Below are 23741 nucleotides of genomic sequence, written 5' to 3' on the forward strand. Positions count from 1 at the left end.
CGGCCCCCCCAGCAACTGCCCCCCGATTCCAACAGTGTTTCCGTCGTCTACGCCGCCGCAGACACACTGCAACTATCCTGACAGAGCCCCCGGTGTCCGCAGCGGAGACGACGTCGGCCAACCGTGGAGCGCACAAACGGCCGGATGAGGTCCCAGCCCGAACGTTCTGGCGCGGCGGAAAGCCACAGCGAAGCCCAAGCCCCCCGAAGTCATCCCCGATCCCCAAGGAATAGGCCAACGATCTTCAGCCAATCTTCGGGCTGGGACCTCATCCAGCCCGTGCGCGTTGCACCATCGCAGACGCCCCCCCGCGAACGAACTCAAATCCGCACCTCCACCTCTCAATCCAACATCAGGGACAACTCATGCGCGACCGCCCCTATGTCCGCAGCGGAGACAACGTCGGCCAACCGTGGAGCGCACAAAAGGCCGGATGAGGTCCCAGCCCGAACGTTCTGGCGCGGCGGAAAGCCACAGCGAAGCCCAAGCCCCCCCGAAGTCATCCCCGATCCCCAAGGAATAGGCCAACGATCTTCAGCCAATCTTCGGGCTGGGACCTCATCCAGCCCGTGCGCGTTGCACCATCGCAGACACGCCCCCCGCAAACGAACTCAAAGCCGCACCTCCAACTCTCAATCCAACATCAGCAAAAGCCCCCTCCTCTAGCAATCAATACTAGGCCGCGAAGAAAGCTCGCACTCCGCCCGCACCACCACATCCCCCGGCACCACCACCCCAGATCGCCGAATCAACTCGAACTCCAGATTCCGACGCTCCGCCACACAAGCCTCAGCCAGCTCATCCCCAGTCTTGGCAATCCAGCAAGCATCCTCCCCAGCCGGCAGCTCATACCCACCATCGCCAACCAAGCACTCGACGATGTCCTGCTCCGCCCCCCCAGCAGTCTGCGTCACATCACAGCTGAACTCGAGCGCCTCCGTCGACGCGTCGAGATCTAGGACACAAGCCGGGAAGCAAGCCGGCGGCAGCTCGACCTCGATCCCCGCGACGATATCCAAGATCGCAGGCGTATAGTCAGCCTCACACACCGAGTAGACGTTGCGCGCGTTCTCGGCCAACCCCGCCCCCATGAACGCCGACGCAAAGGCCTCGAGCCGGACCGGCGGCACCGCGGTCTGAAGCTCCCCGTTGACCTCGTTCTCGCAGCCCGCCCCGATCCCAAAGTCCCGCTGAAATTCGGGGTTCGGGCTGTCCGCATAGATCAGCTCGCCCGCGCCGCTGCTGTAGTCGGCCGGCACCCCCGCGATCACCGAGACCAGCACCTCGCGGCCACCGATCTTGGTCGCGGCGATCCCCTCGAGCAGATCGACGTAGCGCGACACCGGGCGCAGCACGGAGGCGTCAGGATCCGTGGTCAGCTCGCCGCTGGCGCCCAGGTTGGCGTCCCAGCAGTCGTCGTACGGGCTCTCGCCCGAGCACTGGACCCCGCCGTTCCAGCACACCGCCGACGTCACGCTCTCCGCCCCCTCGGCAAAGAAGGTGTCCTCGACGAACAGCTCGTTCTTCAGGCTGGGGTTGAACGAGCAGTCGACCTCGTCGGTCACGATCAGCACGGCCAGGATCGCGTCATCTCGCAAGAACCCAAACTCGGGCCGATCCACGTTCTGCATGTTGGTGAGCGCCCGCGCGGTGGCCTCGAGCGGCGACTCCCAGCCACAGCCGCTGATCCCCTGGGGGGCGAAGCACGCAAACGCGGCGTGCGTGTCGACGTCGGCGGGCAGGTTGTCGACCCCGTTGAAGCTCTGAATCCACGGGCGCGCGACGGCCTCACCGTCTGCGCTGATCGACGTGGGCTGGATCTCGAGGTCCGCGCTGCTCAGCCCGCACTGGGCCGCGCACGCGACGTCGAACTTGTCCTCTTTGGTCGCGGCCGAGCTGAAGGTGTGCGGACGATCCACGCACGACGACAGCTGCAGCTCGCCGCCGTTGGCGGTGTTGCCACACAGCGGACCGCCGATGTCGGTGGTCGTGATCCCGATCCGGTAGTCGGCCCCCGCGAGCTCGAGCCGCTCGATGAACGGGCCAAAGTTGGCCGCGAGGTTGGCCTGCTCGTCGCCCATCGACCCCGAGTTGTCGATCACCAGCAACACGTCGACCTTCTTGTTGACGTCGAGCGGCAGCCCGCCGATCTCGACGATGTTGCTCCCGAGCTCGACGGGCTTGATCGGGTGCGCGTTGCAGCCCGACGTGAAGCTCGCGGCGGCGAGCATGGGGAGGGCGACGGACGTGAGGGTGAGGCGGCGGTTCAGCATCACCGGTCACCAAAGCAAGGCCCTGGCCGCCAAAAAGCGCAGTGATTTCGCGGCAGAGCTTCGCGAGTGAGACAACAAGGTTGGCGACCGCGCGACGCTCGTGCAACCGCATTGCTGGCGGCTGGTGTCGCCACCCTCACTCGAGCTCGAACCCAAACACCCGATGCAGCGCCTCCACGTCCTGACTCGTGCATCGCCGCGTGCGGATCACGGTGATCGGGTTTCCGCCGGTCGTCGCCCGCAGGATCAGGCGCTCGGACTGGATCTCGATCACGCCAAATCCAGGGCGGACGGATGGCTCGCCGTAGATCGCGGCGAGTCGGCCCCAGACGGCGAGCACGTCGTGCTTGGCGAAGAAGTACTTGTAGGTCTCGGGGTGAATGCACGCGTAGTGGCGAACCCGAGTCGGCCCGCGCGCTGGCGCGATCACTGACTTCGCTCGACCGCAAACCCGCAGGTGGCGTCGCCCCGGCTGATGCAGGCGGTCTCTCGAGTGCCGCAAGTCCCGAGCCGATCCGCGATCGTGCCGACCCCGTAGACCAGCTCGAGCAGCCCGGCCGCGACGCCTGTGAGCATGAAGCAGGTCGGATCGCTGGCGCGCCCCCGATACTCACGATAGCCGAGCGCCTCGTAGCCGTTGAGCGACTCGAACTCGATGGTCTCGGCGCTGGGGTGGGCGGTGATGTGCCAGTTGCCCCACCCGAGCCCGTTGCTGATCGCCACCAGCGCGAAGATGTTGTCGCGCGGCTCGTGGATCATCGGCGCGACGAGGCCCTCCCACTCGACCGAGTTCATGATCCCGCGAAAGGTGTTCATCGCGCAGGTCTCACCATCGGCGATCAGCATGCGCTTCGCCGCTTTGTCGCGGCCGTGCGCGGACATCTGCTCGACGAAGCGGATGCAGATCAGGTTGTAGTAGTCGGCCGGGGTGTTGGCCAAGTACACGCTGAACGCCGGGATCAGCCCCTCGGCGTTGCCGTGGATCGGCATGTCCACGAGCGCCTGGATGATCGCGGGCTCGTCGACATGTTGTGAGCGCAGATACTCGCCAGTGGTCCTGGGCTCGAACGCTACGGGCTGCTTGGTGTTGGCGGCGATTGCCTGGGTTCGCCCGCCGTCGATCTCGAACACGCACTGGGCGTCGCCCCGGGCCATGCACTCGCGCTCACGGGCGTGGACGAGCTCGCCGGTCGCCGCCCAGATCGCCGCCTGAATGTAGCCTTCGGTGAAGGTGCACACGCCCTCGTCACGGGCACCAAAGCCGGCCAGCCACCCCTCTACATAGTGCGACGAGGTGGCGTGGACCCGGCCCTGTGGCGTCGGCGTGAGCACCAGCCGGCCGTAGCCGAGCTGCGCGTAGAGCTGCTCGGCGACGCCGAGCTTGGGCTCACTGTCGTCGGCGTCGCGCAGCGCCTGTGCGATCTGCTCGGCAAACACGGTCTCGGCGGCGCCACGAATGATCGCCCGACCGTCGACCGCGACCGCGCTCTCGAGCGTCCGCTGGACCCGGGCGTTATAGTGGTGGCAGTGAATGATCACATCTTTGCCGGCGATGGTGCGGCGGTATGACCTGGGATCGAATTGCAGCTGGAACTGACTCATGACGTGACGGGTCGCGCAGACGATCGGCGCATCGATGACGCGATCGCAGCTTCCAGGCTACCGTGAATTTCGAGCCCGTGCGTGGGGACATGCTCGCTCGCCAACAGCTGCGCCGTCCGCGGAGACACCCCTGTGAGGATCGGGTGCACGCCGATGAGGCGCAGCGAGCGTGCGGCGCTCAGCAGCCCAGCCGCGGCGGCGCCGTCGAATTCCGGAACGCCCGTGATGTCCAAGACGAGCGTTCGCGTGCCATCGCGGGCGACCCCCTCGAGCAGATCCTCGACAATCTCGGACAGGCGCTGGGTGTCGAGGGCACCGACCAACGGGACGACCGTCAGACCCCGCGCAATTGGAATGCGCGGGGCGGTCAGCGCTCGGATCGCCTGTCGCTGCGCGGCGATGACCTCTTCACTGTGCCGCAGTAGCTCGCGCTGTCGCTCCGCGCGTGCGTGCTCCATGTCGTGGCGATCCGTCGCGTCGCGCAGCGAGATGGCGTGCCCAGACAGACCCTTGGATGGGAGGTAGATCGGCCGGGCGTCGAGCTCGAGCCATCGCCCGTGCAGCATGAACTCGTCGCTACAACCCTCGCGCGACCACATGGCGTCGAGCCGCACACGCATGGGCTCGAACGCGGCAGGGGCCAACAGCGTGGCGAGCTCGCGCCCCGGCAGCAGCTCCTCACCAAGCAGTACGCCGTGGTCCGAGCGGAATTGCATGAGTTCGACAAAGCGCGCGTTGTAGTCGGTGATCGTAAGGGCCTCATCGACGAACACCAGCCCATCCGACGAGCCCCGGAGCGCCGCAGACCAGCGTCGGTGCTCACTGAACAGCTGGAGAACGAGGTTTTGAGGATTGTCGATACACTCGACCAGGACCATCCATTGTTGTGACTCTCGTACCAATACGATGCGTGCCAATCGCGCAACCTCGCCGACCTCGACGACGGCGATCGTATCGACAGGTTCAGTCGCGGCCTGCGTGGAGGCACGATCGATCAACATGCTCGCCCGGCGATCCCGGGGCGAGATGAGCTCCGACAGCTCGCGGTCCTGCACGTCTTCGGCCAAACAGCTGAAATCGCGCAAAAACGACGCGCTCGCCGTTCGAATTACGATGGCGTCGTCTGCGATCAACACCCCGACCGGGAGGTCATCGTAGGTTCGTGTGCCCATGGAGTTGCCGGCACATAGCAGGCATCGGCTCGACTGACACGCGCGAAGATCCGAACGTCCGCCGGATCCCCGCACGGCGAGCACCGCGTGTCAGGGCCTGCGTCTGCGAGCTAGCGCTAGCTCGAGCTGGCACCCGCCCCAGGCTCACCTGCAGGGAGGTCCAAATAGAATCGAGTCCCCCGGCCGGGGGCACTGTCGACGCTCAGCTCGCCGCCGTGGTCTCGCGCGATCCCGTGTGACACCGCCAACCCCAACCCGGTGCCCTGGTCGCGCCCCTTGGTCGTGAAGAACGGATCGAAGATCCGCGGCAGGATATCGGCAGGGATCCCAGGTCCGAGGTCCTCGACGGTCAGGCGGACCCAGGTGCCACCGGGTGCGTGCTCGGGTCGCTCGAGCTCCTCGCCGCGAATCTCGATCCATTTCTCGCGGTCGCCGTCACGACCGACGCTGTTGAGCGCGTCGCGGGCGTTGGTGACCAGGTTCATGACGATCTGCTGGATCTGCTGACCACGGCAACGAACGAGCGGCAGCCCGGGGGGGATCGCGACCCGCAGCTTGATGTGATCCTTGTGCACGATCGAGTGGATCAGCGACAGCGTGCGGGCGACCAGCACACCGAGGTCCGTGTCGGCGATCGGCTGCAGGCCCTCGTGGCGAGAGAACGCGAGCAGGTTGCGGACGATCGTGGCGACGCGCTCGGACTCGCAGACGATCTCGCTGGCGAATTCCTGCACGAGCGCGGCCTGGTCGACGTTGCTGCTGATCAGCTCGGCGTAGTTCATGATCCCCTGGATCGGGTTGTTGATCTCGTGGGCGACGCCGCTCGCTAGGGTCCCGATCGACTCGAGCCGCTGTTGCTGGCGCAGCTGGGCCTCGAGCGCGCGCTTGTCGGCCTCCGCCTGCTTGCGCGCGCTGATGTCGGTGGCGATCGCGATCGCCTTGCGATGGGTCCGCTGCTCGAAGCCACCGCTGGCCTGGAGCTCGATCGGGGCCAGTCGCGCGGTGTACCAGCGAGCCGGGCCGACCTCCCGGGGGACCTCGATCTCGAGCTCCTGGATCGTGCCCTCGAGCAGCACCGCGTCGACGGCGGCTCGCCAGCGCGCCGCCGCCGAAGAGCCCGCGAACAGCTCGGGCATGCGATGGCGTGGATCCGAGTCGGTCGCCGACGCGCCCGCCCCACTCATGCCGCTGCGATTGACGAACTCGACCTCGCCGTCCTCGTCGATCAGGGCGATCAGATCCGGGGCGCCGTCGACGAGCGAGCGCCAGCGGGCCTCACCCTCGCGCAGCGCGTCGTGAACCCGCGCGTGCTCGAGCGCGCCAGCTGCCTGTCCACAGATCAGCTGCAGGACATCGAGTCGGTCAGGGGTGAAGCAGCTGCGGCTCAGCCGGTTCTCGAGCACCAGCACACCGCGCGTGCGCTTGCTCTGCACGATCGGCATCCCGAGCAGCGACAGCACGCCGCGCTGGGCCACGTAGGGATCTTCGCCAAACCGAGGATCGTCGCTGGCGTCCTCGAGGACCACGTCCTTGCCGGTCCGCAGCACGTAGTTGATGAGTGAGGTCGGCGCCTGATCCCCGGCGAGATCGAGGGCCAGCGGCCTCGCTCGGGCGGGCACGGCCGAGTCCAGCGCGCTCTCGGCCACGATCCCAAACACACCGCCGTGCTCGAGCACCAGCATGCCATGGTCCGCGCCCGCGTTGGTGATTGCGACCTCCAGGACCGCCGCGGTGACCTGGTCCAGACGTAGATCCGCACGGATCGCCGCGACGCTGCGCAGGACGCTGTCGAAGTCGAGCGCGCCGGCCCGGCTGCGACGCTCGCGGTCGCTCGAGCTGGTCCCAGGCGCCAGTGGACTCGAGCTCGAGCGGGTGACGCCGGCCTCGCGGGCGAGCGGGACCGCGAACTCTTCGGGGTGGCTGGCGCGGAGCTGCTCGAGCTTCGCGCCGGCTCCCCAGGCCGCGTAGGCGCTCCATGCCTGCCGACGCGCACCCGCGGCGAAGCCGGTCAGGCCGTCTCGATCAGCGAGCGCGGCGAGCTGCTCGGCGGCGAGGCCCTCGACCCACCGACAGCCGCGCTCGTGCGCGTGGGCCCGCGCGCGCTCGAGCGCGGCGGCGATCCGCGAGGCGTCGTCGGCGAGCAGGCCCTCGGCGAGGTCGAGGTAGTGCGCATAGTTGTCCTCGCAGTTCGCAGCCCACTCGCGCACGATCTCGAGCGCGCGCTCACCCGCGCTCGCGGTCGGCTGGCCAGCCGCGCGCACAGCCTGGGCGGCGATGATCGCCGTCAACGCCACCCGCGGGATCATCCACGAGCCAAACAACACGCGCTCGACCGTGTCGATGATGCGCAGGCACGCGCGCAGGGCGTTGTCATGCTCGCCGAGCACCACGCTGACCATCGCACCGTTGGCGATCGTCACGTACAGCGAGTAGCGGCTGCCCGCGCCAGCCTCGATCGGCTCGGGCTGCAGCCGCGCGCGAGCCTGGTCGAGCTCGGCGTCACTGGCTCGACCACCCAGCACGACCCCGAGCGCGCTCAAGTTCGAGGCGACCACGCAGGCCTCGGCCGACGCCCGCGCGCCGAGCTGCTGCTCGAACCTGTCGCACAGCCGGCCGAGCACCTGCAGGTGGGTGCCCACTTCGAGGTTCATCGACAGCGCGACCGCGCCCGTGTAGCCGGCCCACAGGAAGTCGCCGACCTCGAGCGCGCGGACGAACGCGGCGTCCATGCGCGAGAGCGGCTCGATGAACGGCCGCCCGAGGTGCGCGACAAACAGCTGAGAGACCGAATCGACTTGCACTTGCGTGGGCCGAGAGTCCACCTGCTCGGCCAGCGCGATCGCCAGCTGGGAGGCTCGAATCGCGCCTTCGACCTCGCCCAACATCGAGCCCACGCAGATCGCCAGCTGGGCGATCCCAAGCGAGGCTCCGGGGCAGACCCCGTAGCGCAGCAGCCACTGCAGCTGGGTGCAGATCAGCACGACGTAGGCGTTTGGATCGGTCACGTAGGCCGCCGTCTTGGTCGGCGTCAGGATCTCCATGACCGCGAACGCGCGCTCGTCCGTGCACGGCGGCATCGCCATGAGCTGCTCGAGCTCGAGATCACGGACGCTGCGCCACGCTCGCTCGAGCTGAGCGCGCGCGGAGGCTGGCGTGATCGCGGGCTCGATCGTGCAGCCATGCCGCGCCAGGGCGGCGCGCCCGAGCTGCTCGGCCTCGGCGTTTCGACCACACAGTCGAAGATGGGCGACCCAGCTGGCGGCCGCGCGGGCGTGGTCGCGCGATTCCAGGCGCCAGTCCAACAGCGACTCGAACGCGCGCTCGGCCAGCTCCGCCCGCCCGCAGGCGGCCAGGACCTGCGCGCGCGCGAACGTCAGCTCGACGATCGTCTGATAGTGGGGCGCGTTTAGCCCGTCGCGGGCGACCACCTCGCGCTCGTCCGTCACCAGCCCGAGGCCGTGCTCGAGGTAGCGCAGCGCCGGCTCGTAGGCGGCGCTGTCGAGCGCCCGTCGGCCGGCGCGGAGGTTGAGCTCGGCGAGGCGCAGGCGGGCGGACGCGTCGAGCTCACCCGCGCCCGCGAGCCCGGCGTCGAGATGATCGACGACCTCGAACAGCTTGTCCCCGACTCCCACCCCCGCATCTAGCTTGCCGAGCAAGTGCTGCCCGATCCGCCAGCGCAGCCGCTGGCGCAGCTCGAGCCCAGCCTCAAGGCTCGCCAGCTCGCGAATGCCCTGGTGGGCGAACCGGTACTCGCCGCGGACGTGGTCGATCAGCCCAGCCGCGACGAGATCGTACAAGGTCGCGGCCAGCTGGACGCCGCTGCGATCGCAGATCAGCTCGACCGTGGCCAGCTCGAAGCTGTCTCCGATGCAGGCCGCGCGCTGCAGCAGCTCACGCGCGTGCTCGGGCAGCGCAGCGAGCTTGGCGGCCATGAGCTCGAGCGCGTTGTCGGGGATCCCGGCGGCCTCGATCGCGTCGTCGTCGTAGCTCCAGCCACCGTCCACGCCCGCGCGCATCAGCCCAGCCTCGTACAGATGCGTGAGCAGCTGGCGGATGAACAGCGGGTTGTTGTCGGTCTTGCGCACGACCAACTCGACCAGGGATCCGAGCTCCGCGGCGGGACGCGCGAGCGCATCGGCGAGCAGCTGCTCGACCGCTGGACGCGACAGCGGCCCCAGCTCGACGACCCGGCCCCGCTCGTCGGGGAGCTTCATGACCAGCCGATCCAGCGCGGGCGTGTGGCCGGCCTCGCCCGTGCGCACGCTGCCGACCAACAACATCGATCCATGACGACCGCCGTCGAGCAGCGCCTCGAGCAGGGCCAGGCTGCTGTTGTCCGCCCACTGCAGGTCCTCGAGCACCAACACCAGCGGCCGGCCCTCGCGGCAGAACACCGACAAGAACCGCGCGAGCCCAAAGTGCACGCGGTTGCGGGCCTCGACCGGCTCGAGCGACGGGGCCGCGGGCTGTTCGCCCACGATCAGGGCGAGGATCGGGACCAGCTCGACGACCGCGCTGCCGAGCCCGCCGAGCGCTGCAGCCAGGCGGTCGCGCCAGCGCTCGAGCCGGGCCTCGCTCTCGGTCAGGAGCTGCTCGACGAGGCTGGCGAGGGCCTGCACGAACCCCGAGTAGGGCCGATCCCGATCGAATTTACCGCGGCCGACGTAGCTGCCGTAGGCCGCGACCGCCACGTCGAAGTCGGAGATCAACGCCGACTTGCCGATGCCCCCTGGCCCCGACACCAACAGCAAGCGCGCGCTGTCAGCTTGGGTCACGAGCTCGAGCTCGGCCGCGAGGGCCTCACGCTCGGCCGCTCGACCGTAGAGCTGGTGCGGCAGTTGGAGCTCGCGGGAGGTGTCTTCGGTGCCCAGGACAAACCCGACGCCCTCGTCGCCGGCCGCGAGCAGCCGGTCGAGCCGGCGCAGGTCGGCGGCCAAGCCCGCCGCCGTCTGGTAGCGGTGCTCCGGCGCCTTGGCCAACAACTCGAGCACGAGCCGGACCAGGCCGTCGGGCAGGCCGGGTCGATGGGTCGCGGGCGAGACCGGGACCCGAGCCAGGTGCGCATGGATGAGCTCGAGCGGCGCCGCATACTCGAACGGCCGACGCCCAGTGAGCAGCTCGTAGAAGGTCACCCCCAGCGAGTAGAGATCGCTGCGAAAGTCGACCGGACGACCGGTACGACCGGTCTGCTCGGGGGAGATGTACGGCAGCGTGCCCTCGAGCACAGCCGGATCGTAGATGTGGCGCCGCTCGCCCTCGAGCAGCACCGAGATCCCAAAGTCGGCGATCTGAACCCCCTGCGTGGCCGGGTCGATCAGGATGTTGGTCGGCTTGATGTCGCGGTGAATGATCCGACACTCATGGATCCGCTCGAGGATCGTCGCGAGCTGCACCGCGATCGTCATGAAGTTGGCCACGGGCAGCGCCCGCCCGCCGCAGTGAACGGCGAGGTTGACCCCCGGCGAGCGATCGAGCAGCAACACCAGCTGCTCGCCGACGCGCTGAAGCTCGAGCGCCCGAACCACCCCTTCGACGTCGAGCCCGCGAAGCAGGGCGAATTCGTGCTCGACGCGCGCTTCGAGGTCCTCGCCGCCAAGGTCGAACACCTTGGCGATCACCGGCCGGCGATCGGACCGGCGCACGGCCTCGTAGATCCGCGACTGCCCCGCGGCCCGCAGCAGACGTGCGTCCGTGTACCCCGTCAGAGACAGCTCCGTCGGTGTTCCGCTCGGGCCCGCTGTGCGTGGCTCGTGTCGCATGCCCGGCCTCGCAGGCGAACCCACGCGATTTACCCCGGCGGAATGAAGAAGCCGCTGATCGTCTGCTTGATCTTCCAGCCGTCAGGCGTGCGCACGTAGGTGTCGTCGTAGGACCCGGACAGCGGGATCACGACGGCGTCCGGTCCCGCAGGGAGGGTGCGAATCAAGTAGTACCAGCTGCCCGTGGCGGTGTCTCCGGTGACGGAGATTAGCGGATTCGCCACATAGTGGGTGCTCCACTGCGTGCCTTGCGGGAGCAGGTTCTCGAACGCGTTGAGCAGCGCCGCGCGCCCTTCGAACTTGCCGTAGGGACCGAGATCGAGCACCCCGTCGTCGGTGAACAAGTCCGCGAGCGCAATCGCGCTGGCGGCTCCCGGCGCATTGAACACGGCGTCTGACCGGCGAGCGTATTGCGCCTTGAGCTCCTTTAGGTGCTCGCGATCCTGAAGTTCGCGAATACGCGCAGCGAGAACATGAGGATTGTGGTCGTTGTCGGGGTTGGGCATCTCAGCTACCGGGCGTTCAGTGCGCGGGCTTCACGCTGCGCGCAGATCGTTCGCCTCACTCACTATATACCCAGCGGCGCTCAAATTGTGCGGGAGTGTTGGGAAATCTACCCGGCAGCGGGACGCGGCGTTTGCACACATCGCGGTCCACGACCCGCTGATCCCGTGATTCCAATGCGGGATGTGGCCAACACATTTTGTATGCGGATAGTGTCCTGACTACCCTCAAAACAATCCCTGCACGAAGGCGCTCGACTGGGCGCTCGGTCCCCGATTCCGGTGGTGCGAATGCCCGAGACCGGCGACCGGAACATGATAGTGTGCGCGAATGCGACGCGGAACGATCGTCTGGCTTGGACTGGCCCTTCTCTGCGCTTGTGGTGATGACGTCACCGTCGACGGCGGCACGCTAGAAGCCGGGCTCAGCGGCGAGACCAACGCAGACCCGGGCGACGGCGACCCCGGCGACGGTGACCCCGGCGACGGCGACCCCGGTGATGGCGACGGCGACCCCGGTGATGGCGACGGCGACCCCGGTGATGGCGACGGCGACCCCGGTGATGGCGACGGCGACCCCGGGCCTCCGTTCGTCCCCTTCGCCCAGGCTGACTGGGCCCGAGGCGGGATCGCCATCGATCGCGTGGAGGTCAATCAGGCCGTGGCGATCGAGGTCGTGTCGGGGGGTCAGCTGATCCCGGTCGAGCAGCGAACCGGCGGCTTGGTCAAGGATCGCAACACGCTGATCCAGGTGTTCTGGACCATCCCCGGGGGCTGGCAGCCGCGGCCGATCAAGGCCAAGCTGCACATCCGCAACACCCAAAACCAGCTCGAGCTGGTCGAGCTCACCAAGACGATCTCGGGCGCGCCCTCGGCCGGCAGCATCGACGGTCCGATCACCTTCGCGCTGCCGGCCGAGCAGTTTGGGGGTGACCTCGAATTCTTCATCGAGCTGTGGGAGGGCGAGGGCGGTCACGACAACCTCGCGGCCTCCAGCGCGTCGCCCTCGGCCCCGGCTGGCGGCATGCAGCCAATTGGCGTGACCACCGAGCCGATGGAGGCCAAGGTCGTGTTGGTGCCCGTGCAATACGACTATGGCAATTGCCACACGAACACCAACAACATCATCAATACCAACTTTCAGAACTTTCAGGACTGGTTCTTCGCGCAAAACCCCATTCACACGTTGAACATGACGATCCACCCCGAGACGTTGGTGTTGGACACCCAGCTGACCACCCTCAGCCAGATCAACAGCAGGCTGGCCGCCCTGCGGTTCACGGACTTCGCCGAGCCCAACGAGTACTACCACGCGATCGTCAACTCGTGCTCGGGCGGGGTCGACGGCGCCGGGGGGCTCGCGCCAGGCACCCCGGGTCCCTACAAGGGCTCCGGAGACCTGCGGGTCTCGACCTCGCTGTGGGTCGACGCCGGGTGGACCCGCGACACGATCGTGCACGAGCTCGGCCACAACCAGGGCCGGCCGCACTCGCCCTGCGGCAACCCCGACGGGCCCGACGAGAACTACCCGCACGCTGGGTCGAGCATCGGCGCGTGGGGCTTCAACGTCGTGAGCTTCGCGTGGTACAGCCCCAGCACCCGCAAGGACTACATGAGCTACTGCAGCCCAGCGTGGGTGTCCGACTGGACCTGGGGGTTCGTGCACGAGCAGGTTCGCCAGCTGACGTCGTGGGACTATTCTGGGGCCGGGGCCGGGAGCGATGATCAGTTCGTCGAGGTCCTGCACGGCTGGGTTCACCCCTCGGGCCTCGAGCAGTGGTGGACGTCACCGGGCGAGCTCCCCGACGAAATGCTGACCGCCAGCGACTACGTGGGGTTCTACGCCGACGACGGCGAGCTCATCGACCAGCTGCCCGCCGCCAGCTGGCTGCTCGACGACGGCAAGACCCGCTACTTCATGGCCGAGGTTCCCGACTCGGATCTGCCGCTGGTCGATCAGATCGTGCGCATCTCCAACGACGTCGCGACCGTGGTCCCGCGCGGGCAGATCACCCGCCGCTTCGACAACTAGAGGCTGAAGACTGAGAGTCACACATGCGCAGCTGCACCGAGCCCACGACGCTGACCGCGGCCCTCGCCGCCCTGCTGATCCCCCTCATGCCGATCACGCAGATCACGGCCTGCGGCGGGGACGACGACGGGGGCAGCGAGATCGCCAACCCCGACACTACCGGTGACGGCGATCCAGGTGACGGCGACCCTGGCGACGGCGACCCTGGTGACGGCGACGGCGACCCCGGCGACGGCGACGGCGATCCAGGTGACGGCGACGGCGACGGACCGTGCGCGTCGAGCTGGGAGCAGACCCAGATGAAGGTCAACGGCCAGATCCACGCGGCCTTCGCTGTCGACGTCGCGCCCAACGGCGAGTTCGTCGCGGCCGGGCGGATAGACAACGCCAACTTCGACGCGTGGATCGGCAAGTTCAGCGCCGACGGCGAGCCGCTGTGGAGCGAGGTGGTCGACAGCGGCGGCGTCGACTTCGCGTCGGGCGTGGTGTTCGACGACGCGGGCGATGTGATCGTCGTCGGCAGCCTGCAGGGCGTCAGCGGCAAGGATCTGTGGGTCGAGAAGCGCAGCGGCGCCGACGGCAGCCTGGCCTGGACGCTCACGGAGGTCAGCAATTTCGCGGGGGACAACGAGCCGGGTGACGTCGCGCTGGCGCCCGATGGCACGATCGTGGTGTCAGGCAGCGTGCGCATGGGCGATCAAGACTCGGACATCTGGGTCCGCAAGCTCGCCAGCGCCGACGGCTCACCGAGCTGGACGGCGACCTTCTCGGGCAACGTCGACATGAGCGGGTTCTCGATCGATCGCGGCGCGTCGCTCTCGGTCGCGCCCAACGGCTCGATCTACGTGGGCGGCGAGGTCGGCGTCGACTTCCAGACCCGCGAGGCGGTGCTGCTGGCCTACGGGCCCGACGGCGGCTCCGAGCAGTGGCAGCTGAGCCCGCACGTGACCGGCGGCAGCCACCTGCACCAGTCGGTCGGGGTCGCGGCGGGGCCCGACAGCGAGGTCTACTTTGCGGTCTACCAGAGCAGCGGACTGTGGCGGTTTTGGGTCCATCGCGCGTCCGCAGCTGGCGAGCTCGGGTGGGAGCTGACCGAAGAGGACTTCGTGTACGCGCCCACCAAGAGCTGGGGCGTGGCCGGGCTGGCAGTGAGTGACGACGGCCTGCTGACGATCGGCGGCTCGCTGCGCAACGAAGAGACCGGCCAGGGCATCGACTGGTCCGAGGTCTGGATCGCCAATATCTCGCTGGCGGGCGAGGGTCAGTGCATCGGCGCGCATACGTGGAAGAACGCGCACATCATCCCGGCTTCGACCTTCAACTATGGGCTCGCCGAAGGGCCAAACGGCACGGTCGTGGTCGGTGAGATCCGCGACGGGCCCGAGAACTACCTCTGGCTCGGGGGGTTTCTTTGAGACCCCCGGCTGTATTTGACCCCACATACAGTTTGGCACTTCGCCGACTGCAGCCGCTGACGCGTCTGGTCGCTTCGCTCCTCGGGGGCGTTTGTTGGCGTCCGCATGTGTGGCCCCCTAAAAGGGCTTTTAACGCGCGTTCGGGCGGGCGCCAGATGGCTCCTAACGCGCGTCCGGGCGGACGCCAGAACGACTTCGAGCTCGAGGCCGACGGCGCGATGAGAGCACTCTACGAGGCTTGCGGCTGGGGGCGCGGCAGTGTTTGCCGCGCGAGCGGGGCGGGTTGAAGTTGGAACAACGCGTGCACACTCGTGGGGCATGTCGCTGATCAACAAGCAACGAGCACGAGCTGTCGTGGCGCTCGTCAGTGGGGCCACCCTCGCCGTCTTGGCCGCGTGCTCGCAGTACAAGAATAACGACAACGACCAGGCGACGGCGCGCCCGGCCAATGAGGTCACCCCGTCGAATGAGCAGCCGCTCGAGCCCAGGATCGAGCCTGACCGTGAGCAGGCTGACCGGGCGACGTTGGCACCCGAGGCCGAGCTGCCCGGCGTGGTGCCCGGCGTGGACTGGTCCGATCCTGACAAGGTGCCCGTGCAGATCACCGCGGTGGTCGTCGACGTCGGGCTCGCCGATCTCTGCGGGATCGAGCGAGCCAAGGCCTACTTCGAGTACGACAGCGCCAAGCTGACCGCGGAGGGCGAGCAGATCGTGGCCGGGATCGCGGCCTGCTTCGACGACGGACCCCTCAAAGGTCAGACCCTACAGATCGTGGGTCACACCGATCCACGCGGATCCGACGCCTACAACGAGCAGCTGGGCAAGAGCCGGGCGGAGACGGTCGCGGAGGTGCTGCGCGAGCACGGTGTGGCCAAGCGTCGGGTCGAGACCGAGAGCGTCGGTGAGAAACAGGCCCATCCCGATCCCGACATGTGGCCGAGGGATCGTCGCGTGGAGCTGCGAGTCGGGAGCTAGGAGGTCGAGGTCATCAAGCTGCAGATCCGCAACGCGACCCACGCGATCTTCGCTGAATGGCCGGGCTCGGACCAGTCGTGAGCTATGGGCGGCGACTGGTCGCCGGGCACGTCGTTGCGTGGATGGACCCGCCGCACGCGCTGGGCTAAAAGCCCGCCCACCATGGCGTGGTTCTACGAGCACTACAGGGACATCTCGGCGACCGGCATCAACACCAAGAGCTTGGTGCACGAGGAGAAGAGCGAGTTTCAGGCGATCGAAGTGCACGAGACCGTCGGCCACGGTCGGCTGCTGACCCTCGATGACATGGTCATGGTCACCGAGCTCGACGAGTTCGTGTACCACGACCTGCTGACCCACGTGCCGCTGTGTGTCCACCCCAACCCGCGCCAGGTCCTGGTCGTCGGCGGCGGGGATGGCGGCTCGGTCCGCGAGGTGCTCAAGCACGCGAGCGTCGAGCGGGTCGTGCAGTGCGAGATCGACGAGCGAGTCACCCGCGTGTGCCAGGAGTACATCCCCTCGGTCGCGGGCGCGCTCGAGGACCCGCGCGTGGAGCTGGTGTTCGCGGACGCGGCGGCCTACGTCAAGCAGCACGAGAACAGCTTCGACGCGATCCTGGTCGACTCGACCGAGCCGATCGGCCCGGCCGCGGCGCTGTTCGCCGAGGCGTTCTTCCGCGACCTCGCGGCGGCGCTCCGGCCCGGCGGGATCATCAGCTCGCAGGCCGAGTCGCCCTACTACGCGCCCGAGGTGGTGCGTGATCTGTTCGGCACGGTCCGGCGCGTGTTCAACCAGGTCCACGCGTACTACGGCGTGATCCCGACCTACCCCGGAGGCGGCTGGGTGTTCTGCCTGGCCAGCGACTCGCTCACGCCCGACCAGGTCGATCTCGAGCGCGCCGCCGCGCTGTCGAGCCGCTACTACTCGCCAGCCGTGGCGGCTGGCGCGTTCATGCTGCCCAACTTCATCTCCAAGCTGGTCACGCCGTGAACACGACCACGCGGTTCTTGGGTGCAGGGCCGGCCACCGACGCAGGCCAGGCCCGCGCGGCGCTCGTCGGGGTCCCCTACGACGGGGCGGTGACCTATCGCAGCGGCGCCAGCGAGGGGCCCGACGGCCTGCGCCTGGCGTCGGACAGCATCGAGACCTACTGCCCCAAGCTCGATCGTTCCCTCGACGAATTCGGGTACGTCGACTTTGGAGATCTGGTCGTCGACGTGCCCGAGCCGGGCGCGATCGCTGGCGCGACGCCTGGCGAGCGGCTGGTGCGATCGCTGCGCAAGCAGCTCGACGCCCTGCCCGTGCTGCCGCTGGTTGCGATCGGCGGGGATCACCTGGTCGCCTACCCCTTCGTCGAGCGAGCGCTCGAGCAGCACCCCAACCTGCAGATCATCCACGTCGACGCGCACATGGATCTGCGCGCGGCGTGGGACGGTGAGCCCTACAATCACGCGACCGTGCTCGGGCGCCTGCGCGACCGCATGGGGCCCGATCACCGCCTCCACCAGTGGGGGATTCGCTCGGGTGAGCGGACCGAGTACCAGCTCGCCGCCGACGATCCCCGGATCGAGCTGCTCGGTGCGTCGCTCGAGCCGATGGCGGCCCGCGTGCGTGAGCTGCTCGCCGCTGACCTGCCGATCTACGTGACCCTCGACGTCGACGGCATCGATCCAGCGGACATCCCCGGCACCGGTACACCCGAGCCCGACGGCCTGCGGTTTGGCGTGGTCGAGGCCGCGCTGGGGCTGCTGGCGAGCGCGCCGACGAAGGGCCCGGGGTTGATCGGCGCGGACGTGGTCGAGCTCGCGCCTGCGATCGATCCGACCGGACGCTCGCAGGTCGCGGTCGCCCGCCTGGTTCGCACGCTGCTGCTCGGGCTGGTCCGGGCGTCGGCGTGACGCCGGATCGCGCTCAGCGACGCGCGGTTCCTCTGCTAGAGTGGACTTGATGCCTGCGGCGCAGATCCTGGTGCTGGCGACGCTGATCGCGGGCGATCCAGAATTTGCGCTGCACCTGCGGGCCCCGGCGATCGAGGTCGCGCCAGCGGTCAGCCCGAGCTCGCCGCACGCGCCCGCCCCCGATCAGCTCCCGATCCCCTACGACGACGCGGTCCCGATCCCACCGGTGGAGCACGCGGCCACGGACCTGCAGCGGCCTGATCCCGCCCAGCCCCGGCGCAAGCTCGGCACCAACACGACGATCTTCGTCAACTTCGACGGGGTCACGATCGGCGCCTGCTCGCCGCCGAACAGCCACGAGAATTGCTCGTCGCTCGAGGCCGGCAATACCTTCGCGCCGTACAGCGGCAGCCTCGCCCATCGCGTGGCGATCCTCGACGCGATGCGATCGCAGGTCAACGAGCTGGGCGTCCGCGTCACGGGCCAGCGGCCGCCGGACAGCGAGTCGTATGTGATGGTCGTGTACGGCGGGGAGTCGGTCGACGAAGAGGCGCTCGGCCGCGCGCCAGCTGGCGACTGCTGGGATGATCGGCCCAACGAGATCGCCCACGTGTACCTCGACGGCGAGCGCAGCTCGTGGGTCAACGGCGGGGCCTCGACCGCCCTGCACGAGTCGGCGCACACCTGGGGCTTCGACCACCTCGGGCTCGAGCACACGCTCATGGCCCCGAGCGGGGGCAACACGATCACCAAGTTCTTCGACGGTTGCGCGCAGATCGTCACGGACACCGCGCTCACCCCGGTCGAGGAGACGGGTAGCTGCCCGCAGATCAGCCTCGAGCAGTGCGGGCTCCCGGACTTTCAGAACGACCTGGCGATGATGCGGCTGCTGTTTGGCGAGCCCTACATCGACGACATCGCCCCGGTCCTCGAGCTGGTCAGGCCGTTCGACGGGGCGTACTTCGTGGCCCCCGCCGACTTCGGCGTCGAGCTGCGAGTCATCGATGATCAGCACCCGCAGCGCTACGAGCTGGCGATCGGGATCCGCGATCTGGTCGACGACCCGGTGTTCTCGCCCGTGTACGATCCCAGCTTCGACGTGACCGCGCTGCCAGTCGGCGAGTGGGTGTTCGAGCTGCGCCTGCGCGACGCGGCCGGCAACGAGACCTCGCTCGAGTTTCTGGTCGTGGTGGGCGACGAGCCCCTGCGCCTCGACGACGGCTGCCACTGCACCGCGACGCGCCCCGGCGAGCGGGGCGAGCGAGGCAGCCTGGTCGCCCTCGGGCTGCTCGCGCTGCTGGGCCTGCTCAAAACACCACGACGGCGCCGAGCGCCGCGCCCACGTCAAAGTCCCGCCGCGGGGTGAACGGCACCTGCACGCCCAGGGTCAGGGACCAGCGGCTGTCGATGTTCCACGCGAAGTTGGCCAGCGCGGTCGCCCGCGTGGTCCCGACCTCACGATCGCGCTCGCCCGCGCGGCTGCCCGCGCAATAGTCGAGCTCGCCCGCGACGCTGCGGCAGGCGTTGACCGCCCGAACATCGACGAGCGCCCCGCCGCCAACGGCGAGCTTGCCACCGAGGAGCCGGCCGCCGACCTGGCCACCCGCGCTGAGATCCAGCGCGACGCCAGCGGGTCGCCACTCGGTGCTGGCCACGCCGAGCAGCTGCCAGTACAGCCGCGAGTAGGTGCGGGTGTAGATCACGCTGGGCGTGACCGACCACAGCCGGCCCGTGTCGACCACGCTGCGAATGGTCCGGGTCGGAAAGCTGGCGCCAACGACGAAGGTCAAGGTTCGATGGATCAGCTTGTCGGCGTGGGGCGTGACGCGGATGAACGCCCGGGTGTCGCCGTAGCCGGCCTGGACCTCGCTCGGTCCGCCGTCGGGTTGCTCCGCGATGATCGTGAACGGCAGCTGGGCACCAAACGAGAACGCAGGGATCGGCGCGTACTCGCCGAGCAAGCTCAGATCATTGCGCTGGCCCGGCACGATCCCGACGCCCGAGTGGCTGAACTCGTTGAGCAACATCAAGCGACTGCGCGCTGATCCGCCGCGGCTGCCGAGGCTGTTGATGCTGCGCACGCCCTCGGAGCTGCCGTGGCCGGCCACGTGGTGGGCCTTTGCCCGGCTCGGAAACCACACCAACACCACGGCCAGAATCACCAGCGCGAGTCGGCGTCGTGGCTCGCTACTCCTTTGCATGACCGACCTTGGCGAGGGACGGCAGGCGATCGCTATTGGTGGCCCGGCGCGAGTCGACGCTGCCCGACCTGTCACGAGCGCGATGACAGTCCACGCATGTGCGCGCCTCCGTCAGCATCCAGTCGGCGACGATCGGCGCCTCGGTCGGCCCGCCCAGCTTCAGCGCCTCACGCTCGCTCACGTGGCAGCCCATGCACGTCTGCGAGTCGCTCGCCTGGTTGACCCCCGCGTGCTCGCCCACCACGCGAATATTTGGCGCGAACGCAGGCAGGCATCCCAGCGTCGCAATCACGACGGCTCCTATCAGCCCGTGGCGCACGCGTACGCTATATGCCGAGTTGCCGACCCCGGCCTGCGACGAAATGTCGCGGTGACAGGTCGTCGCACCCTCGCCAGAATCCCTCCGGTAGGTTCTCGCCCCATGACACGCACCTCGACTTCGTTGCTGGCCGCGTCGCTCCTGCTTGGGTCTATCGCAGGGCTGATGATCGGCTGTGACAGTGAACCAGGCGTGGGCAGCCCTTGCGCGTCCACAGAGGACTGCGGCGGCGAGCTCATCTGCGACGTGCACGACGGCCAGGGCACCTGCCAACACGAGCACGGGCACGGCACGCATTCGGGGGAGGAGGACGCCGAGGAGGACTGCGCCGCGGACACTCGCGCCGAACACTACGCCGTGGGCCTGAGCAAGAGCGGGTCGTTGGTGACCGCGAGCTTCGTCTCGGCCGACCCCGCCCCACCGATCCGCGGCGACAACAGCTGGGTCCTGAGCTTCTCAGACGCAGACGGCGCGGCGCTCGACGACCTCGAGATCACGGTGACGCCGATCATGCCCGACCACGGCCACGGCACACCGGTCAGCGCAGAGGTCACGCCGACCGGGGTCCCCGGGGAGTACCGCCTCGACCCGGTCAACCTGTTCATGGCCGGCTACTGGGAGATCACCTTGGATATCGCGCTGGCCGACCAGCAAGACTCGATCATGTTTGGGTTCTGTGTCGACTGAGCGAGGTGATCGCTCGGGTCCGCGGTAGCATCTCGGCGCGCGATGACAACGACGATGATCGGCGAGCAAGCGCGAGCCAACGCGCGCATCACCTTGCGCAACCTGATCGCGGCGCGCTGGGTCCTGATCGCGCTGGCCTCGGCGAGCGTGCTGATCGCTGCGCTCGCCGCTGATCGGCTCCCGGTCGGCCTGCTCCCGCGGAGCGAGCACCCGCTCGCGGTGTGCACCACGATCGCCGTGTGGACCCTGCTCAACGTCGCAAGCACGCTGGCGCTGGGGCGGGGCCGGGCGAGCGAGCCGCTCGCGGGCGCCCACCTGCTCGCCGACGCGGTCGCGCTGACGTTGTTGCTCGCGCTCTCGGGCGGGCCGGCCAACCCGTTCACGATCCTGTATTTCTTGCCGATCACCCTGGCCACGCAGGTCTCGCCGCGCTGGACGTGGGCGCTGGCTGGCGTGTGCGTGGCCGGGTTCGCGGGGCTGTTCCTGCTCACGCCGGCCGAGCCCGAGCCCATGCCAGCGCCCGAGCCGGTCACGGCCGTCGAAGATCCCCACGCCCACCACCACATGCCCGCGCCGCACGACTCGGCCGCGGGTCCGGCCATGGGTCCGGCCATGGGCGCCGAGCCGCACGGCGAGCACTTCGAGGGCCATCAGCTTGGCATGTGGGTCGCGTTTGGGCTGGTCGGCGTGCTGATCACCGTGTTTGTCCACCGGACCGCGCTGGCGCTCGCGCATCAGCGCGACGAGCTCGCCCGGCTGCGGCAGACCACCCTCGAAGATCGCCACCTCACCGCGCTCGGGGCCCTCGCGGCTGGAGCTGGCCACGAGCTCGGGACGCCGCTTGGAACCATCAAGCTGCTGGTCGACGAGCTCCCGCACCTGCCGCCCGCCGAGTCCGAGGCCGCGCTCGACACGATCCGGACTGAGCTCGCCCGCTGCAAGCTGATCGTGTCGCGGATGGCCAGCCCCGAGCTGCGCGTGACCGCGCTGGGTCAGGCCAGCGCGCAGCCGTGGCCGCTCACCCAGCTGGCCGCCGAGCTCGAGCGGGTCGACGCTGGCGTGTCGCTTGAGGTCGAGATCGACGATGAAGTCGCCGACCGATCCTGCCGCCAACCCTTTGGCGCGCTCAGCCAGGTGCTCCGCGAGCTGCTCAACAACGCCGCCGACGCGTCCCGGCGCACTGGTCAGCCAGATCGCGCCGTCGTGGTCCGGCTCTACAGTCGCGCCGAGGCGCTGGTCATCGACATCGTCGATCGCGGGGTCGGCATGGACAGCCACGACCTCGCCGCGGCGTTCAGCCCGTTCCACACGACCCGACCGGAGAACCAGGGCATGGGCCTGGGCCTGTACCTCGCGCGCGCCCACCTGCGTCAGCTCGGCGGCACGATCGAGATCGAGTCCGAGCTCGGGCGCGGGACCCTGGTCCGCGTCGAGCTGCCGCTCGACGAGCGGGGGACGTCGGCATGACCACGCCCCCGACCGCGATCACGATCATGATCGTCGACGACGATCGTCCGTTCGCGACCGCGCTCGCCAGCGCGCTGCGTCGGCGCGGGTTTCAGACGGTGCTCGCCCACGACTATGACGGCGCGATGGCCGAGGCCGAGGCCTGGCAGCCCGAGCAGGCGGTGATCGATCTGCGCATGCCGGGCCGCAACGGGCTCGAGGTCGTGGCCAGCCTGCGCGAGCGCTGGCCGACGCTGCGGGTGGTCGTGCTGACCGGGTTCGGCTCGATCGCAACCGCGGTCGAGGCGATCAAGCTGGGCGCCGTCCACTACCTCACCAAGCCGACCAGCGTCGACGACATCCTCGCGGCGTTCGAGCGCACCGAGCCGGTCCTGCTCGACACGCCCACCAACCACCACGCGACCCCGCTCGACGAGCTCGAGTGGGAGCACCTCCAGAGGGTCCTGACCGACTGCGGGGGCAACGTGTCCGAGGCCGCGCGGCGCCTGGGCATGCACCGACGCACCCTGCAGCGCAAGCTCGCGCGCAAGGCCGCTGTCCCCTCGCGTCGCAAGCCCGACTCCCGCTGATCGTGCTCCGGCGCGGCGTTCTGCTGTCCAATTGGGGGCGCGAGGGGGCGAAAGCGGCCGCTTCCTCCGCCGTTGCCCGGCGGCGCCCTCGACCTCGGGCCGCCGCAACGCTAAGAACACTGCGCCCATGTCCCGACTTCTCCCTGTGTCACTGAGTTTGGCCGGGCTCGCCCTGTGTCTCGGCTGCCCGGCCAAGGTCCCGACCCCCGAGCAACAGGCGACGCCGACCCCGGCCACGCCCGAGGTCACGGCGACCGAGGACCCCCGGGTCGTGCGCGACGGCGACGATCTCTACGCGGCAGAGTCGGCCCCGCGACCGCTGCCGGGCCAGCCCGCGCTCGGCTCCGGCAAGCCCGACACCAGCAACGGCGTGTGCAAGCTGTTTGCGCCCAAGCTGGAGGAGCCCCACTGCTGCCCGTTCGAGACCGGCTTCGACGCCGAGCGGGTCCAGCAGCTGTGCGGCCACGCGCTGTACATGGGTGAGTCGCTGCACCAGAGCTGCGGTTACTTCTTTCTGCCTGACATGAACGGCAGCGCGCCGGTCTCGATGCGGGGCTCCAAGATCAACCGCGAGGACGTCAGCGAGGCCGCGGCCGATCATGACCTGCGCCTGGGTCGGCTGACCAACAACGACGCGTTCGAGTCCACGCCGATCCCCGGGGTCGAGGGGGCCGTGTGGAGCCAGGCCGACGGGCTGAACTGGGCGTTCTTGCCGGGCTGGTCCTCCGTGCGCCTGATCAGCTGGGCCGACGACGCGTGCCCACGCGACGCCATGCCCGAGGTCCTGAAGCTGATCGCCGAGGCCAAGCAGCCGCCAGAGAACGCGCCGCGTCCAGATCTCCTGCCCAAGGCCCGGCAGTAGTATCGTG

Annotated in this window: 18 protein-coding genes; 10 read left to right on the forward strand and 8 right to left on the reverse strand. The window is 68.8% G+C overall.

The genetic code is table 11. The annotated features are described in order from the left end of the window. Positions 1 to 662: 662 nt before the first annotated feature. From ENSA7_RS21440 to ENSA7_RS21465, 6 genes are all read right to left on the reverse strand, one after another. Positions 663 to 2273, reverse strand: coding sequence for a vWA domain-containing protein (locus tag ENSA7_RS21440; protein WP_146157962.1), 1611 nt, complete (start codon positions 2271 to 2273; stop codon positions 663 to 665). 136 nt (positions 2274 to 2409) lie between these two features. After that, on the reverse strand, positions 2410 to 2703 hold the full coding sequence (locus tag ENSA7_RS21445) for a hypothetical protein (RefSeq protein ID WP_106091181.1): 294 nt from the start codon (positions 2701 to 2703) through the stop codon (positions 2410 to 2412). Then, positions 2700 to 3875, reverse strand: a complete 1176-nt coding sequence (locus ENSA7_RS21450; protein ID WP_106091182.1) for a V4R domain-containing protein — start codon at positions 3873 to 3875, stop codon at positions 2700 to 2702. Before ENSA7_RS21450 ends, ENSA7_RS21445 begins: the two co-directional genes overlap by 4 nt. Beyond that, positions 3872 to 5047: an STAS domain-containing protein gene (locus tag ENSA7_RS21455; protein ID WP_106091183.1), complete on the reverse strand. Its 1176-nt coding sequence runs from the start codon at positions 5045 to 5047 to the stop codon at positions 3872 to 3874. The genes ENSA7_RS21450 and ENSA7_RS21455 overlap by 4 nt, the downstream gene beginning before the upstream one ends. 116 nt (positions 5048 to 5163) lie before the next feature. Further along, positions 5164 to 10806, reverse strand: coding sequence for an AAA family ATPase (locus ENSA7_RS21460; RefSeq protein ID WP_106091184.1), 5643 nt, complete (start codon positions 10804 to 10806; stop codon positions 5164 to 5166). A 29-nt stretch (positions 10807 to 10835) separates the two neighbouring features. Beyond that, positions 10836 to 11312 carry a nuclear transport factor 2 family protein gene (locus tag ENSA7_RS21465; RefSeq protein WP_106091185.1) on the reverse strand — a complete coding sequence of 159 codons (477 nt, stop codon included), beginning with the start codon at positions 11310 to 11312 and terminating at the stop codon, positions 10836 to 10838. Positions 11313 to 11640: 328 nt separating this feature from the next. On the opposite strand from ENSA7_RS21465, the gene ENSA7_RS21470 reads away from it, so the two are divergent. From ENSA7_RS21470 to ENSA7_RS21495, 6 genes are all read left to right on the forward strand, one after another. Further along, positions 11641 to 13341 (forward strand): M66 family metalloprotease, encoded by a 1701-nt coding sequence (locus ENSA7_RS21470; RefSeq protein ID WP_106091186.1) that lies wholly within the window; start codon positions 11641 to 11643, stop codon positions 13339 to 13341. Positions 13342 to 13364: 23 nt separating this feature from the next. After that, positions 13365 to 14756 (forward strand): NHL repeat-containing protein, encoded by a 1392-nt coding sequence (locus tag ENSA7_RS21475; RefSeq protein WP_106091187.1) that lies wholly within the window; start codon positions 13365 to 13367, stop codon positions 14754 to 14756. 318 nt (positions 14757 to 15074) lie between these two features. Further along, positions 15075 to 15731, forward strand: a complete 657-nt coding sequence (locus ENSA7_RS21480) for an OmpA family protein (protein ID WP_106091188.1) — start codon at positions 15075 to 15077, stop codon at positions 15729 to 15731. 162 nt (positions 15732 to 15893) lie between these two features. After that, on the forward strand, positions 15894 to 16721 hold the full coding sequence (gene speE, locus ENSA7_RS21485; RefSeq protein WP_181233972.1) for a polyamine aminopropyltransferase: 828 nt from the start codon (positions 15894 to 15896) through the stop codon (positions 16719 to 16721). Next, a complete protein-coding gene (gene speB / locus ENSA7_RS21490) occupies positions 16718 to 17629 on the forward strand; it encodes an agmatinase (protein ID WP_106091190.1) in 912 nt (303 codons plus the stop codon). The genes speE and speB overlap by 4 nt, the downstream gene beginning before the upstream one ends. A gap of 49 nt (positions 17630 to 17678) precedes the next feature. Continuing rightward, complete coding sequence (locus tag ENSA7_RS21495; protein WP_146157963.1) at positions 17679 to 18995, forward strand: hypothetical protein; 1317 nt, start codon at positions 17679 to 17681, stop codon at positions 18993 to 18995. On the opposite strand, the gene ENSA7_RS21500 is transcribed toward ENSA7_RS21495, so the two are convergent. Together ENSA7_RS21500 and ENSA7_RS44000 are read right to left on the reverse strand one after the other, a co-directional pair. Continuing rightward, positions 18937 to 19830 carry a hypothetical protein gene (locus tag ENSA7_RS21500; RefSeq protein WP_181233973.1) on the reverse strand — a complete coding sequence of 298 codons (894 nt, stop codon included), beginning with the start codon at positions 19828 to 19830 and terminating at the stop codon, positions 18937 to 18939. The two genes, ENSA7_RS21495 and ENSA7_RS21500, sit on opposite strands and share 59 nt — an antisense overlap. Next, positions 19817 to 20122: a NapC/NirT family cytochrome c gene (locus ENSA7_RS44000; protein WP_181233974.1), complete on the reverse strand. Its 306-nt coding sequence runs from the start codon at positions 20120 to 20122 to the stop codon at positions 19817 to 19819. The genes ENSA7_RS21500 and ENSA7_RS44000 overlap by 14 nt, the downstream gene beginning before the upstream one ends. 219 nt (positions 20123 to 20341) lie before the next feature. Here ENSA7_RS44000 and ENSA7_RS44005 point away from each other — a divergent pair, with 219 nt between their 5' ends. The 4 genes from ENSA7_RS44005 to ENSA7_RS21520 all read left to right on the forward strand — a co-directional run bounded on the left by ENSA7_RS44005 (position 20342) and on the right by ENSA7_RS21520 (position 23734). After that, positions 20342 to 20836: a FixH family protein gene (locus tag ENSA7_RS44005; protein ID WP_181233975.1), complete on the forward strand. Its 495-nt coding sequence runs from the start codon at positions 20342 to 20344 to the stop codon at positions 20834 to 20836. Positions 20837 to 20878: 42 nt separating this feature from the next. Then, the gene (locus tag ENSA7_RS21510; protein ID WP_106091194.1) at positions 20879 to 22303 is read left to right on the forward strand and encodes a HAMP domain-containing histidine kinase; all 1425 of its coding nucleotides are present in this window, start codon (positions 20879 to 20881) and stop codon (positions 22301 to 22303) included. After that, positions 22300 to 22872, forward strand: a complete 573-nt coding sequence (locus ENSA7_RS21515) for a response regulator transcription factor (RefSeq protein ID WP_106091195.1) — start codon at positions 22300 to 22302, stop codon at positions 22870 to 22872. Before ENSA7_RS21510 ends, ENSA7_RS21515 begins: the two co-directional genes overlap by 4 nt. Positions 22873 to 22999: 127 nt before the next feature. After that, positions 23000 to 23734: a hypothetical protein gene (locus ENSA7_RS21520; RefSeq protein WP_146157965.1), complete on the forward strand. Its 735-nt coding sequence runs from the start codon at positions 23000 to 23002 to the stop codon at positions 23732 to 23734. Positions 23735 to 23741 lie beyond the last annotated feature (7 nt).

The sequence above is a fragment of the Enhygromyxa salina genome (assembly GCF_002994635.1).
Lineage (GTDB): Bacteria > Myxococcota_A > Polyangia > Nannocystales > Nannocystaceae > Plesiocystis > Plesiocystis salina_B.